The organism is Pseudomonas sp. TMW 2.1634, assembly GCF_001703595.1.
In the GTDB taxonomy this organism is placed as follows: Bacteria; Pseudomonadota; Gammaproteobacteria; order Pseudomonadales; family Pseudomonadaceae; genus Aquipseudomonas; species Aquipseudomonas fragi.
In genome coordinates this window covers 2,335,969-2,349,867 of record NZ_CP016849.1, presented here as the reverse complement: position 1 = coordinate 2,349,867, position 13,899 = coordinate 2,335,969, and the positions used below count along the sequence as shown (strand labels likewise).

15 protein-coding genes and 1 tRNA gene are annotated in these 13,899 nt (G+C 55.8%); 14 read left to right on the top strand and 2 right to left on the bottom strand.

From position 1 onward, the window contains the following. Window positions 1-19: 19 nt before the first annotated feature. From BFC21_RS11190 to BFC21_RS11125, 14 genes are all read left to right on the top strand, one after another. Window positions 20-766: a YebC/PmpR family DNA-binding transcriptional regulator gene (locus BFC21_RS11190; RefSeq protein WP_016782226.1), complete on the top strand. Its 747-nt coding sequence runs from the start codon at window positions 20-22 to the stop codon at window positions 764-766. 131 nt (window positions 767-897) lie between these two features. Next, window positions 898-1,422 (top strand): crossover junction endodeoxyribonuclease RuvC, encoded by a 525-nt coding sequence (gene ruvC / locus BFC21_RS11185; RefSeq protein WP_029611572.1) that lies wholly within the window; start codon window positions 898-900, stop codon window positions 1,420-1,422. Between the two features lie 111 nt (window positions 1,423-1,533). Continuing rightward, entirely contained in the window at window positions 1,534-2,142 is a 609-nt protein-coding gene (ruvA, locus tag BFC21_RS11180; RefSeq protein ID WP_016782228.1) for a Holliday junction branch migration protein RuvA, read from the top strand. Beyond that, the gene (gene ruvB, locus BFC21_RS11175) at window positions 2,143-3,201 is read left to right on the top strand and encodes a Holliday junction branch migration DNA helicase RuvB (RefSeq protein WP_086798289.1); all 1,059 of its coding nucleotides are present in this window, start codon (window positions 2,143-2,145) and stop codon (window positions 3,199-3,201) included. It begins immediately after the preceding gene. Window positions 3,202-3,338: 137 nt separating this feature from the next. Beyond that, the gene (ybgC, locus tag BFC21_RS11170; protein WP_088377878.1) at window positions 3,339-3,806 is read left to right on the top strand and encodes a tol-pal system-associated acyl-CoA thioesterase; all 468 of its coding nucleotides are present in this window, start codon (window positions 3,339-3,341) and stop codon (window positions 3,804-3,806) included. Beyond that, window positions 3,796-4,491 carry a protein TolQ gene (tolQ, locus tag BFC21_RS11165; RefSeq protein WP_016782231.1) on the top strand — a complete coding sequence of 232 codons (696 nt, stop codon included), beginning with the start codon at window positions 3,796-3,798 and terminating at the stop codon, window positions 4,489-4,491. The genes ybgC and tolQ overlap by 11 nt, the downstream gene beginning before the upstream one ends. A gap of 23 nt (window positions 4,492-4,514) precedes the next feature. Next, entirely contained in the window at window positions 4,515-4,967 is a 453-nt protein-coding gene (gene tolR, locus BFC21_RS11160) for a protein TolR (protein WP_162200692.1), read from the top strand. After that, complete coding sequence (tolA, locus tag BFC21_RS11155) at window positions 4,967-6,061, top strand: cell envelope integrity protein TolA (protein ID WP_016782233.1); 1,095 nt, start codon at window positions 4,967-4,969, stop codon at window positions 6,059-6,061. Before tolR ends, tolA begins: the two co-directional genes overlap by 1 nt. Window positions 6,062-6,108: 47 nt before the next feature. Next, entirely contained in the window at window positions 6,109-7,359 is a 1,251-nt protein-coding gene (gene tolB / locus BFC21_RS11150; protein ID WP_016782234.1) for a Tol-Pal system beta propeller repeat protein TolB, read from the top strand. A gap of 55 nt (window positions 7,360-7,414) precedes the next feature. Then, a complete protein-coding gene (gene pal / locus BFC21_RS11145; protein WP_003441254.1) occupies window positions 7,415-7,915 on the top strand; it encodes a peptidoglycan-associated lipoprotein Pal in 501 nt (166 codons plus the stop codon). A 6-nt stretch (window positions 7,916-7,921) separates the two neighbouring features. Beyond that, entirely contained in the window at window positions 7,922-8,740 is an 819-nt protein-coding gene (gene ybgF, locus BFC21_RS11140; RefSeq protein WP_029611573.1) for a tol-pal system protein YbgF, read from the top strand. Window positions 8,741-8,903: 163 nt separating this feature from the next. After that, entirely contained in the window at window positions 8,904-9,551 is a 648-nt protein-coding gene (queE, locus tag BFC21_RS11135; RefSeq protein WP_048359682.1) for a 7-carboxy-7-deazaguanine synthase QueE, read from the top strand. Window positions 9,552-9,570: 19 nt separating this feature from the next. Then, window positions 9,571-10,245 (top strand): 7-cyano-7-deazaguanine synthase QueC, encoded by a 675-nt coding sequence (queC, locus tag BFC21_RS11130; RefSeq protein ID WP_037001506.1) that lies wholly within the window; start codon window positions 9,571-9,573, stop codon window positions 10,243-10,245. Window positions 10,246-10,319: 74 nt separating this feature from the next. Next, window positions 10,320-10,395, top strand: a tRNA-Lys gene (locus BFC21_RS11125). 345 nt (window positions 10,396-10,740) lie between these two features. Here BFC21_RS11125 and xerC read toward each other — a convergent pair. Both xerC and mobH read right to left on the bottom strand, forming a co-directional pair. Then, entirely contained in the window at window positions 10,741-12,102 is a 1,362-nt protein-coding gene (gene xerC, locus BFC21_RS11120; RefSeq protein ID WP_120266138.1) for a tyrosine recombinase XerC, read from the bottom strand. Further along, complete coding sequence (mobH, locus tag BFC21_RS11115; RefSeq protein ID WP_120266137.1) at window positions 12,099-13,844, bottom strand: MobH family relaxase; 1,746 nt, start codon at window positions 13,842-13,844, stop codon at window positions 12,099-12,101. The genes xerC and mobH overlap by 4 nt, the downstream gene beginning before the upstream one ends. Between the last annotated feature and the right edge of the window lie 55 nt (window positions 13,845-13,899).

The window sequence follows — 13,899 nt, the reverse complement described above, 5'->3', positions numbered from 1 at the left end:
AAGGGATTCGGAGTGCGTTATGGCAGGTCATTCTAAGTGGGCGAACATCAAGCACCGCAAAGAGCGTCAGGATGCCAAAAAAGGCAAGATTTTCACCAAGTGGATCCGTGAGCTGACCGTTGCTGCCCGTCAGGGTGGTGGCGACCCGAGTTCCAACCCGCGCCTGCGTCTGGCGCTGGACAAGGCCCTTGGTGCAAATATGAGCCGCGACATCATTGATCGTGCGGTCGCCCGCGGCGCTGGCGCCGCAGACACCGACGACATGGTTGAGTTGAGCTACGAAGGCTATGGCCCGGGCGGTGTTGCCGTGATGGTCGAGTGCATGACCGACAACCGCAACCGCACTGCGGCAGCTGTGCGTCATGCGTTCAGCAAGTGCGGCGGCAACCTTGGCACTGATGGCTCCGTCGCTTATCTGTTTGAACGCAAGGGGCAGATCTCCTACGCCGCCGGCGTCGATGAAGATGCGCTGATGGAAGCGGCGATGGAGGCCGATGCTGACGACGTGGTGACCAACGAAGACGGTTCGATCGATGTGTTCACATCGTTCTCCAGTTTCTATGCCGTGCGTAACGCATTGGAAGCTGCAGGGTTCAAACCGACTGACGCTGAAATCGTCATGTTGCCGACCACCAGTGCCGAGCTGGATCTGGAGGGCGCTGAAAAGGTGCTCAAGCTGATCGATATGCTTGAAGACCTGGATGACGTACAAAACGTATATTCCAACGCTGAAATCCCTGACGCCGTCCTGGAACAGCTTGCCTGAGACCAGGTCGCGTCAATCAAGAGGCCGGAGGTGCTCCGTCGCAACAATCGCGGCGCTGGGCACCTCCGGCTTCTGCCTTTAAGCTGTCCGGGTATTTGCCGGTGGGCGTCACTTCATAAGCTGCAGGCGTTATGACTCTTATTCTTGGTATCGATCCGGGTTCGCGAATCACGGGTTATGGCGTAGTGCGAGACACTGGGCGTGGCTGTGTATATGTGGCTTCGGGGTGTATTCGTACAGGTAGCGGCGAACTGCATGAGCGGTTGCAGATCGTCTATCGTGGTGTGCGCGAGGTTATTCAGACGTACGGTCCTGTCACTATGGGCATCGAAAAGGTGTTTATGGCGCGCAATGCCGATTCGGCGCTAAAGCTGGGGCAGGCCCGGGGGGCGGCTATTGTTGCTGGCGCCGAAGAAAACCTGGAAATCGCCGAGTATTCAGCAACCCAGGTCAAGCAAGCCGTAGCAGGCACCGGGGGGGCCAATAAAGAACAGGTGATGATGATGGTCATGCACCTGCTCAAGTTGACCAGCAAGCCGCAAATCGATGCCTCGGATGCGCTGGCGATTGCTTTGTGCCATGCCCATACGCGTTCAAGCCTGCTGCCCCATGGTTTGGGGGCGGCGCGCAGCCGTGGCGGACGTTTGCGCCTGTGAGGCGCGGTTTTTAACCTAATTAAGCTTGCCGGCAGGGCTTCATCTGTAATGATGCTGCTCTGTCGCTCTACTTGTCAGCCATTGATCTGGCCAGAGAAAAGGATCTGAAACGTGATTGGACGCTTGCGCGGCACTCTGGCTGAAAAACAGCCGCCGCACCTGATTCTCGATGTAAACGGCCTGGGCTATGAGCTGGAAGTGCCGATGACCACCCTCTACCGGTTACCGTCTATCGGCGAGCCGCTGACCCTGCATACCCATCTGGTGGTTCGCGAAGATGCCCAGTTGCTCTATGGTTTCATAGGCAAGCGCGAGCGCGACTTTTTCCGCGAGCTGATCCGCCTCAACGGCGTCGGCCCCAAGCTGGCCCTGGCATTGATGTCCAGCCTTGAGGTCGATGAGCTGGTGCGTTGCGTGCAGGCCCAGGACACCTCGGCCTTGACCAAAGTGCCGGGGGTCGGCAAGAAAACCGCCGAGCGCCTGCTGGTCGAGTTGAAGGATCGCTTCAAGGCGTGGGAACAAGTACCGAGCATGTTCGCTCTGGTGCCTAATCAGCCGGATGCTCCGGCGCCGGTGGCCAGTGCTGAAAGTGATGCCGTCAGCGCCTTGATCTCCCTGGGCTATAAACCTCAGGAAGCGAGCAAGGCAGTTTCTGCGATCAAGGATAAAACGTTGAGCAGTGAAGACATGATTCGCCGCGCCCTCAAGGGGATGATTTAAGTGATTGAAGCTGACCGACTGATTACGGCCTCAAGCGGGCGGGACCGGGAAGAAGTTCAGGACCGGGCGATTCGTCCTCTGAGCCTGGCCGACTATATTGGTCAGCCAACCGTGCGCGAACAGATGGAGCTGTTTATCCAGGCTGCGCGCGGGCGCTCGGAATCGTTGGACCACACGCTGATTTTCGGTCCGCCGGGGTTGGGCAAGACCACGCTGGCCAACATCATCGCCCAGGAAATGGGTGTGTCGATCAAAAGCACTTCCGGCCCGGTCCTGGAGCGCCCGGGTGATTTGGCGGCGTTGCTGACCAATCTTGAACCTCACGATGTGCTGTTTATCGATGAAATCCATCGCCTGTCGCCCATTGTTGAAGAGGTGCTGTACCCGGCAATGGAGGACTTCCAGCTCGACATCATGATCGGTGAAGGGCCGGCTGCGCGCTCGATCAAGCTCGACCTGCCGCCTTTTACCCTGGTGGGGGCGACCACGCGGGCCGGGATGCTGACCAACCCGTTGCGTGATCGTTTCGGGATTGTTCAGCGACTGGAGTTCTATAGTACTGACGACCTGGCGACGATTGTCAGTCGCTCGGCAGGTATCTTTGGTTTGCCGCTCGACCCTGAGGGGGCGTACGAAATTGCCCGGCGTGCGCGCGGTACACCGCGTATTGCCAATCGATTGTTGCGTCGTGTGCGCGATTTCGCCGAAGTGCGCGCCAAGGGGCATATCACCAAGCCAGTGGCTGACCTGGCGTTGAACCTGCTTGATGTTGATGAACATGGTTTTGATCATCAGGACCGGCGTTTGCTGCTGACCATGATCGAGAAGTTCGATGGTGGGCCGGTCGGTGTCGACAGCCTTGCCGCAGCCATCAGCGAAGAACGTCATACCATTGAAGATGTGCTGGAGCCGTATCTGATTCAGCAGGGTTACATCATGCGCACGCCGCGTGGTCGCGTGGTGACTCGGCATGCGTATTTGCACTTCGGTTTAAACATTCCGTCACGTTTGGGCGATATGCCTGTGGTAGACGAATTTTTGAATGCTCTGGATGATTAATAAGCCGTTAGCGGTCGATTTTTTTAAGGTTTTTGCTGTCTCAAGGACTGGCGCTGAAAATCTTCGGTCATAAAGGCCAAGAAGCGTAAAAAACAGTGGTTTGGCGGATTGGCAACCTGAGGAGTAAGCACTAGAGTATGCGCGCGCAAAACAGGCTTGAGCCGTTCGCACATCGCTGTCGCGTTTATTACGAGGACACCGATGCGGGTGGCGTCGTGTATTACGTAAATTATCTAAAGTTTATGGAGCGGGCTCGGACCGAAAGGCTGCGGGAATTGGGGTTTTCCCAGTCCGCGCTGGCAGGCGAGAACCTGTTATTTGTCGTGCATTCCAGCGAGGCGCGCTACCACGCACCGGCGCGACTGGACGACGAACTGTTGGTAAGTGCGCAAGTGATGGAACTCAACCGTGCCAGCCTGCGTTTCAAGCAGCAGGTCTGGCGGGCTGCAGATGCAACGCTGCTCTGTGAAGGGCAGTTTTTGGTGGCCTGTGTGCGCGCCGATAGTTTTAAACCCCGAGCCATTCCCGAAGCTTTACGTACGGCCTTTGCCGACGTGAGCGGCGCGGGTAAACATTTAGAGCAGGAGATAAAGCGTGGAAGCTAACGTCGTCGACCATTCCTCCATGTGGAGCTTGGTCAGCAATGCCAGCATTGTTGTGCAGTTGGTAATGTTGACCCTGCTGGCCGCATCGGTTACCTCGTGGGTCATGATTTTTCAGCGCAGCACCATGCTGCGCGCCGGTCGACGTGCCCTGGAAAGCTTTGAAGAGCGTTTCTGGTCGGGTATCGACCTGTCGAAGCTGTATCGTCAGGCGGGCAGCAATCCTGATCCGGACTCTGGCGTTGAACAAATCTTCCGTGCCGGTTTCAAAGAGTTCTCGCGTCTGCGTCAGCAGCCGGGCGTTGACCCTGAAGCCGTTATGGAAGGTGTTGCGCGTGCCATGCGCGTAGCCATTTCGCGTGAAGAAGAGAAGCTTGAGCAAAGCTTGCCGTTCCTGGCCACCGTAGGTTCCGTGAGCCCGTATATCGGTCTGTTCGGTACCGTATGGGGCATCATGAACTCCTTCCGTGGCCTGGCAACTGCCCAGCAGGCAACCCTGGCGACCGTAGCGCCCGGCATTGCCGAAGCACTGATCGCAACGGCCATCGGCCTGTTCGCGGCCATCCCGGCAGTGATTGCCTACAACCGTTTTGCTGCGCGTAGCGAAACGCTGATCAGCCGCTATTACACCTTCGCCGATGAATTCCAGGCGATCCTGCACCGCAAAGTGCACACCAGCGAAGAATAAGCAGGTAATTCCCAATGGCTTTAATCGCTCGAGCGCGCAAAAAGCGCAAGCCGGTCGCCGAGATGAACGTAGTGCCTTACATCGACGTGATGCTGGTGCTGCTGGTCATCTTCATGGTGACCGCACCGATGCTCAACCAGGGTGTGAAGGTTGATTTGCCCAAGGTCTCCAGCGAGGCCTTGCCGCAAGACAACAACACCCAGGTCCTGACCATTTCGATCAAGGCTGACAAGACCTACTTCTGGAACCTTGGCAGTGAAGTCGACACCGACAAGCAGATGGACAAGGCAATGACCTTGCCCCAGATGACTGACGCCGTGACCAAGATCATCCGCGCAGGCAATGAAGGCGGCAAGCACACTCAAGTCTTTATTCGCGGCGACAAGACCGTGGATTACGGCGCGGTCATGGGTGCTATGGGTGGTCTGCAGAAGGCCGGGGTCGGTAACGTTGGCTTGATAACCGAGGCTCCCTGATGCGCGAACAGCGGGAGCCGTCCGCCTCTGAAAACTATTTTTGGCCTACAGTCTGGGCGGTAGGGCTGCACGTTCTGATTTTTGGCATGCTGTTTGTCAGCTTTGCCATGACTCCGGAACTGCCGCCTTCCAAGCCGATTGTTCAGGCCACCTTGTACCAGCTCAAGTCCAAGAGTCAGGCGACCACCCAGACCAATCAAAAGATTGCGGGTGAGGCGAAGAAATCCGCCGCGCGTCAGACCGAAGTCGAGCAGATGGAACAAAAGAAGGTTGAGCAGGAAGCCGTAAAAGCCGCGGAACAAAAGAAAGAAGAGGCTGCCGAAAAAGCTGCAGAAGCCAAAAAGGCTGATGAAGCCAAGGCGAGCGAGGCCAAAAAGGCAGACGAGGCGAAGAAGGCTGATGAAGCCAAGAAAGCCGACGATGCCAAAAAAGCTACCGAAGCCAAAAAAGCCGAAGAGAAAAAACTGGCTGACATAGCCAAGAAAAAATCCGAGGAAGAGGCCAAGAAGGCCGCTGAAGAAGAGGCCAAGAAAAAGGCCGCGGAAGACGCCAAGAAAAAAGCGGCTGAAGATGCGAAGAAAAAAGCAGCTGAAGACGCCAAGAAAAAGGCCGTAGCAGACGAGGCGAAAAAGAAGTCCGCCGAAGACGCCAAGAAAAAGGCCGCTGCCGATGCCGCCAAGAAAAAGGCCGTAGAAGCAGCACGTAAATCGACCGAAGAGAAAAAGGCGCAAGCCCTGGCTGATTTGCTTTCCGATACGCCGCAACGCCAGCAAGCACTGGCAGATGAGCAAGGTGATGAGGTCGCCGGCAGTTTCGATGACTTGATTCGTGCTCGTGCAGCAGAAGGGTGGGCTCGTCCGCCGTCGGCGCGCAAAAACATGACAGTGGTGCTGCAAATCGGCATGTTGCCAGATGGTACGGTAACCTCTGTAACGGTTGCCAAATCCAGCGGTGACGGGCCTTTCGACAGCTCGGCTGTGGCAGCGGTCAAGAACATTGGCCGTTTAACGGAAATGCAGGGTATGAAGCCCAGCGATTTTAATCCTTATCGATCGTTCAAGATGACATTCACACCTGAGGATCTAGCCTTGTGATTAAACTTTTTCGAGGACTGCTGGTCGTCGTCTGCTGCCTGGCAGGGATGGCTGTAGCAGATGAAAAGAACATCCTGGTCACCAGTGGCAGCGATCGGGCAACGCCAATTGCCGTAGTCCCTTTTGGTTGGCAGGGCGGTACTGTGCTGCCGGACGACATGGCTGAAATCATCGGCAATGACCTGCGTAACTCGGGTTACTACGCGCCGATTCCAAAGCAGAACATGATTGGCTTGCCGACCCAGGCCAGCGAAGTCATTTTCCGCGACTGGAAAGCCCTGGGTGCCCAGTACGTCATGGTCGGTAATATCGTGCCAGCAGGCGGTCGCCTGCAGGTGCAATATGCCTTGTTCAACGTAGCCACCGAGCAACCGGTTCTGACCGGCAGTGTGTCGGGCACGGCTGAACAGCTGCGGGACATGGCGCATTACATCTCCGATCAGTCGTTTGAAAAGCTGACCGGTATCAAAGGTGCATTCTCAACCCGTCTGCTGTATGTGACGGCTGAGCGCGCCAGCGCCACCAACACCCGTTACACCCTGCAGCGCTCGGACTACGACGGTGCTCGCGCCGTGACCCTGCTGCAATCCCGTGAGCCGATCCTGTCGCCGCGTTTTGCACCCGATGGCAAGCGTATCGCTTATGTATCGTTCGAACAGAAACGTCCGCGTATCTTTGTGCAGAACATCGATACTGGTCGTCGCGAGCAGATCACCAACTTTGAAGGCCTGAACGGTGCACCTGCGTGGTCGCCGGATGGTTCCAAGCTGGCGTTCGTATTGTCCAAGGACGGTAATGCCGAGATCTATGTCATGGATCTGGCTTCGCGTGGCTTGACTCGTGTTACCAACAACCCGGCAATTGATACAGAACCTTTCTGGGGTAAAGATGGTTCCACCATCTATTTCACCTCCGACCGTGGCGGCAAACCGCAGATTTACAAGACCAATGTGGGCAGTGGCAACGCAGAACGCGTGACCTTTATCGGCAACTACAACGCCAGCCCCAAGCTTTCGGCTGACGAAAAGACCCTGGTAATGATCCACCGTCAGGACGGCTTCACCAATTTCCGTGTTGCGGCGCAAGATTTGCAGCGTGGAAGCGTGAAAATCCTCACAGATACCAACCTTGATGAGTCTGCTACTGTTGCGCCCAACGGCACCATGGTAATCTACGCCACCCGCCAGCAGGGCCGGGGAGTCTTGATGCTCGTGTCCATTAACGGACGCGTAAGGCTCCCTCTTCCTACCGCTCAAGGCGAAGTCAGAGAACCTTCCTGGTCCCCTTACCTGAACTGACGTGGTGATAGCTGTACGTTGCACATAACACTTGGGGTTCATTAGGAGTTTTACGATGGAAATGCTGAAGTTTGGTAAATTTGCTGCGCTGGCACTGGCCATGGCTGTAGCTGTAGGTTGCTCGTCCAAAGGCGGCGACAATGCCGGTGAAGGCGCTGCTGTTGATCCAAACGCTGGTTACGGCGCAAACACTGGCGCTGTTGATGGTTCCCTGAGCGAAGAAGCTGCTCTGCGCGCTATCACTGTTTTCTACTTCGAATACGATTCTTCGGACCTGAAACCAGAAGCAATGCGCGCTCTGGACGTTCACGCCAAAGACCTGAAAGCTAACGGCGCTCGCGTTGTTCTGGAAGGTAACACTGACGCCCGTGGTACTCGTGAGTACAACATGGCACTGGGCGAGCGTCGTGCGAAAGCCGTTCAACGCTACCTGGTACTGCAAGGCGTTTCTCCAGCACAGCTGGAGCTGGTGTCCTACGGTAAAGAGCGTCCAATCGCTACTGGCAACGACGAACAGTCGTGGGCTCAAAACCGTCGCGTCGAACTGCGTAAGTAATTCGTCATGCGAACGTGCCGCCGTGCTGTAACTATTCTGACTCTCAGCCTCATGCCGCTAGCGGCATGGGCTGCGGTTCCTGTGGTCGATGACAACTCTGGCTATAACAATAGCGGGGGGAGTTATCCGTCACCGGGTTATGGTGCGAGCGGCGCCTATGCCGGGGGAGGGGTTTCGGCCCCTGTCTCGGCACAGGGCGAGCTGTTCAACCAGCTGCAACAAATGCAGGAGCAGATTGCCCGCCAACAGGGTGTAATCGAAGTTCTGCAAAATGATATTTCGCGCATGAAACAAGAAAGCCTGGAGCGATACCAGGAACTTGATCGGCGTATTGGTGCTGGCGTTGCTCCTGCCGCCGCTCCTGATAATTCTTCTGCTGGTGGTGCGAATGCCGCCGGCAATACAGCAGCGCCTGCGTCTCAGGCTGCTGCCAGTTCCGAGCCTGGTGATCCGGCGAAAGAGAAGCTCTATTACGATGCTGCTTTCGACCTGATCAAAGCCAAGGACTTCGACAAGGCCAGCCAGGCGTTCACCGCCTTTCTGCGCAAATACCCAAATAGCCAGTATGCGGGCAATGCCCAGTACTGGTTGGGTGAAGTGAACCTTGCCAAGGGTGATTTGCAAGCGGCAGGCCAGGCCTTTGCCAAGGTCAGCCAGTTGTACCCCAAGCATGCCAAAGTGCCGGACTCGCTCTACAAGCTGGCTGATGTAGAGCGCCGCCTGGGTCATACCGACAAGGTAAAAGGCATTCTGCAGCAGGTTGTTGCCCAGTATCCGGGCACTTCGGCTGCACAGTTGGCGCAACGCGATCTGCAGCGCATGTAATACATACGATGCTTTCATCGAGAAACCCGCGCCTGTCGCGGGTTTTTTCGTTAGAATCCACGCCCTTTTATGAAATACGCTCTTCTTGATCCTGCGCAAGCAGATTTTTTGGAGTGCCTGACGGAGGCGGACAGCCTGTTTAGCTGTTACGCCCGTGGCGAATATGCAAGACACATTGAGAATTACCGAAGTTTTTTACTCTTTGCAGGGTGAAACGCGAACGGCTGGCTTGCCCACCGTTTTTGTACGCTTGACCGGCTGCCCTCTGCGCTGCGGTTATTGTGACAGTGCCTACGCCTTCAGTGGCGGGACCGTACGCCCTCTGGACGACATCCTTGAACAGGTTGCCAGCTTTCGCCCGCGTTATGTGTGCGTAACCGGTGGCGAGCCGTTGGCCCAGCCCAATGCCATTCCTTTGCTCAAGCAGCTCTGCGATGCAGGCTACGAAGTCTCGATCGAGACCAGTGGGGCGCTGGATATCTCTGCAGTCGACCCGCGCGTCAGCCGCGTGCTCGATTTGAAAACGCCAGGTTCCAAGGAATCCCATCGTAACCTCTACGAAAACATTGCCTTGTTGACACCCAATGATCAGGTCAAGTTTGTGATCTGCTCGCGGGAAGACTATGACTGGGCAGTGTCCAAGCTGATTGAATACGGGCTGGAGCGACGGGCAGGCGAAGTTTTATTTTCGCCGAGCCACCATGATTTGCCTGCCCGTGACCTGGCGGACTGGATCGTGGCGGATAACCTGCCAGTACGTTTGCAAATGCAGTTGCACAAATATCTGTGGAATGACGAGCCGGGGCGCTGAGATGACCGAACAAACTGTTGTGACTGAAAAACGAGCCGTGATCCTGTTGTCCGGCGGCCTCGATTCAGCAACTGTCGTGGCTATGGCCCGTGCTGAAGGCTATAGCTGCTACACCATGAGCTTTGACTACGGCCAGCGCCACCGTGCCGAGCTGGACGCCGCTGCGCGGGTGGCTCGCGATCTGGGCGCTGTTGAGCACAAAGTAATTGGCCTGAACCTGGACGGTATTGGCGGCTCGGCACTGACCGACAGTTCGATTGACGTTCCAGAAGCCCCAAGTGAAGGTATCCCGGTCACTTATGTGCCGGCGCGCAACACTGTGTTCCTGTCCCTGGCATTGGGATGGGCAGAAGTGCTGCAGGCGCGAGACATTTTTATCGGTGTCAACGCAGTGGATTACTCTGGTTATCCGGACTGCCGCCCGGAGTTTGTCGAGGCGTTTGAAGTCATGGCCAACCTGGCGACCAAGGCCGGGGTAGAGGGGCAGGGCTTCCGAATCCAGGCCCCGCTGCAAAACATGAGCAAGGCACAAATCGTACAGGCAGGTGTAAAGCTGGGCGTGGACTACTCGCTGACGGTTTCCTGCTACCAGGCTGACACTCAAGGGCGTGCTTGCGGAAAATGCGACAGCTGCCGCTTGCGTGCAGAAGGCTTCGCCGCCGCCGGAATTAGCGACCCAACCCGTTATTTTTGAATTATTTCGGGTTTATTTCTGATCGGGTGTTGAATTCTCGTTAGAAATCAGTATTATACGTCCCACAACGAAGCGGGTCGTTAGCTCAGTTGGTAGAGCAGTTGGCTTTTAACCAATTGGTCGTAGGTTCGAATCCCACACGACCCACCATATTGCTACACCAAAACAGCCGGTTTAATCCTCAGGGATGACCGGCTTTTTTGTGTCCGGGATTTGGTGGGTGTGAGAGCTGACAGTCGTAATTACATAAAAAACCTTCGCAGACGCAGCCGTCTCCTGCCAAACATTAGTGTTGGCTTTTTTTGATGTCAATGTGGTGTAGCTGTTTTTCAGCTGTCTTCATCAAAAATACGAAGTGTCTGACAGATGTTATTTTGTGCGCTGTAGGAAGTTAGTGCGAGTGTAGGAGGAGGCTTCTTGTTCATGACGCTGCTTAAGTAGCGTCGTGCCACTGGCATGTTGTGAGCGGGTGTCAATTTGCCAAACTGGCTAACCTTAACCCCAGTCGTAGCATTTCATCCCCTCTCGAATGCTCATTAATGCAAACAGTGTCGAAGCGTCTGATTGCTCATCCGCCGGTGGCGGTGGTGGCAAACTCAAGTCCTTCCACCAGGTCCCGGGTCCATCCCAGGCCAGTTCGTGAATAAGTCCCGTGCCCACCGGGAGAATGGCCTGATCCAGCGAGTAGCGTTCCGACGGCAGACTCGCTACCTGTGTCAGAAGCTTCGAGTGCGGCGATGACACAGGTTTTGGCGGTGGCGGTGGCGGTGGCGTCTCTATGCTGATGCCCTCGATCGGCGCGAGGGAGGCGGGCGCAGGAGTGAATTCTATTAAGACTGGCGTTGAAGGTTGCTCAGGTGGTTCCGGGCACACGGGAGGCGGCATCTGTTCATCCACATACCGTTCAAATGTGATCGCCCCCTGAGCCAGGCTGCGCTGATGCAGCGCGGCGCGTATCACATCGTAATCGGCCTCGATATAGCCCATCGTTGTAGCGATGTTGGAATGGTTCAGCAGGCTTTTGGTCAGGTGGATATTGCGTTCGGGTTGACGCATTAAATCCGTAGCCAAAGTGTGCCTGAAACGATGTGGTGTCATGCGCGTTTTGAATTTCTCCATCAGCTTGCGATACATCCCCTCTACCTGATCAGTGTTCATGGTTTTGGAGCGGTAGTGGATGGAAAAACGATTCACGTTGAACAACTGATCATCAGGCAGAAAGCCAATGTTATCGGCTGCATTCATTAGTCTTTGCAGATGTGGTTCCAAGCCTGGGGCGATCGGTATGGCGTATTCGCGATGGGTTTTTTCAGTCTCGGCGCGCACATAAATCCTGCCATTTTCCCAGTTGATATCGCGATAGCGCAGGTTAAGTAGTCCGTTGAGGCGTATGCCTGAGTAATAAAACATCTCGTATACGGCCAGCCAAAACCAGGCTGGGGTTATCTGGCTGCGTTGGTGGGTACTTTCTTCTTCGATCACCAGCGACTTGAGCCATTCACGGCCAGTTCTTATCGCCTCACGGTCGATGGTTTTGCTGGAGCGTCTTGGCGGGATGACCGCTGTTTTCTTGAACGGATTGATTGTGGTGCAAGTCAGAGTGCCCTGTTCAATGGCATAGCCCCAGACGGTGCGCATGTGGTTTGAGTAAGTATTCCAACTTTGCTTCGATAGACCGTTTGCCAATACCTTTTTGCGCCATGCCAGCACGGCACGGTGGGTAATGGCCTCAACCGAGACCGTCTGCCCAAAATGCCGGAGCAACGCCCGCGTGGAACCGAAATAGATCGTTGCAGAAGCGTCTCTGAGGTCGTGCGTCGCAATATAGTCGTGGGTCAGCTCCATTGGCGTATTCATGCGCAATCCTCAGCAGTCTCGGTAACAAGATTCAGGCTTGGATTGTCGAAGGGCATTTCGCTAAGGGCTGTCAGGCCATCATTGAGCAGGTAGCCGCGAAGTTGTTTGGTGCTGCGTGGGCCGATCACCTGGCAGGTCCATATGTTGAGGCTTTTGCCCGTTTTTCGATGCAATTTCAGTTTCTCGAAACCGCGTTGCACCATCTGCCAGGCATTCAGATTTTGAGCCTTTGCTTGTGCTTCCAAGGTGGGGAACTCCTGCACATAGCGCTTGAAGATGCCCGGCGTAACCAGCATCACGGTGCCTGATACGGTATGTACCAGTGCCTTGGCGTCATTGATGATGATTCGCCGTGAAGCGAGGCCGTCCTTTAGCCAATCCATGAACTCTTGGCCTAGCCCGGTCTTTGCAATGTGCTGGGTACTGGCGTCTGTACAGGCTTCAGTGCCAGGCGGTAGTTTGCTTTCACTGTCGGTTAACAAAGCCAGCAGTGCGGCCGTTTCATCGGGTGTAGGGGGGTGGCTTGGCACTGGCACCACAGTAATAGCCGGAGCTGAGACTGGATCTGCACTCGTCTGATCTTCAGAGACCTGTTCTAGGGTGCTTGCGGTCTGGACTTGCACCGTGCCGCTAAAAACCGAAGGGCGCTCGTTCGGGTCGCTCCAGATCAGTGCCGGCGCCACCTTCAGCAAGGTAAAGGTGTTGCGCCATCCGCATGCATTGTCGATCGTCGCTTTCCAGATCGCCTTGTCCTGATCATTGGTCTGGACGACGCCCTGGTCCTGGAGCATGTTGAAGAACGGCGCATTTGAACTAGGGACGCCCTCAATTCCCTGGGTCAGCAGATAAGCTCGCAACTGGTCAGCAATAGGCTTGCTCACTAGCCACAGCGCGTCCTGTGTCAGCCAACCATCAGATGGGCCGTCGGGTTGATTCAGTTTGTAGGTCTCGCGCACCAAGTAACGTAAGCCGTCGGCCAATTGTCGTTGTAGCGATTGCTTGGGTGCTGCCAGTGCGCGTGCCGGATTACCTCCCAATTCCTGGGCGACCGATGCCTGGTCAGCCTTGACCACAATTTCGCCAAGAATCTCGGCGTGCTCATAGTGCCCGGACAGCACAAAGATCAGTTGCGACCACAATTCCGGAAAGCCGCTGAGCCAGTCCAGAATGTCCGGGGTAAGGATCTGCGTGTAGATCAATGCTGCGGCTGCACCATGCAGCTGATAGCTGCGCCCCTTCATATAGCGAAACCGATAGGGCGATCTGATAGGGCCGTGCCAGGGGTGCCAGGTCTTTCCGTCTTCAAGTTCGACATGTAGATCAACGGCAATTTTGCCGAGATCGTGAATCAGGGCGCCATAAGCTGCGGCAGCCGTCCAGGCTTCTGCCTGTGCCGATTGAGATTCCGGTGGCGCGCCAATGGGCAGCAGGTAGGTCTGCCGGATTTTCAGGGCGTAGGCAACGATCTCCAGCCCGTGATCAAGCATTCCGCCAGGGTGGGCATGGTGGTGGTTCTGCGAGGCAGGAAGCTGCTGAACCAGCTCAGCGTAGCGATTCAGCGGACCCTGGTAGAGATCAGCAAATTGCCGGTGAGATAGCGAGGCACGCTGCCAGATATTTCCCAGCAGCTTTTGCCGTCTTGGTAATGCGAGCAGTGCCTGGGCGCAGGCAGGTTGCGTAAAGCCACTTGGCGCAGATGCCATAAGGGTAAGGACTTTGTTGCGGCGGAATAAAGAAAGCATGGCTAGCTCCAGTAGTAATCATGGGGCGGCCTTTTCCTCTATGTGGCGCCTGATG

Bases quoted from the DNA above. Each gene is read 5' to 3' on its own strand.
- tolB (WP_016782234.1), top strand. From the start codon at position 6,109: ATGGCTGTAGCAGATGAAAAGAACATCCTGGTCACCAGTGGCAGCGAT.
- xerC (WP_120266138.1), bottom strand. From the start codon at position 12,102: ATGAATACGCCAATGGAGCTGACCCACGACTATATTGCGACGCACGAC.
- ruvC (WP_029611572.1), top strand. From the start codon at position 898: ATGACTCTTATTCTTGGTATCGATCCGGGTTCGCGAATCACGGGTTAT.
- BFC21_RS11190 (WP_016782226.1), top strand. From the start codon at position 20: ATGGCAGGTCATTCTAAGTGGGCGAACATCAAGCACCGCAAAGAGCGT.
- ybgC (WP_088377878.1), top strand. From the start codon at position 3,339: ATGCGCGCGCAAAACAGGCTTGAGCCGTTCGCACATCGCTGTCGCGTT.
- queE (WP_048359682.1), top strand. From the start codon at position 8,904: ATGCAAGACACATTGAGAATTACCGAAGTTTTTTACTCTTTGCAGGGT.
- mobH (WP_120266137.1), bottom strand. From the start codon at position 13,844: ATGCTTTCTTTATTCCGCCGCAACAAAGTCCTTACCCTTATGGCATCT.
- ybgF (WP_029611573.1), top strand. From the start codon at position 7,922: ATGCGAACGTGCCGCCGTGCTGTAACTATTCTGACTCTCAGCCTCATG.
- tolA (WP_016782233.1), top strand. From the start codon at position 4,967: ATGCGCGAACAGCGGGAGCCGTCCGCCTCTGAAAACTATTTTTGGCCT.
- pal (WP_003441254.1), top strand. From the start codon at position 7,415: ATGGAAATGCTGAAGTTTGGTAAATTTGCTGCGCTGGCACTGGCCATG.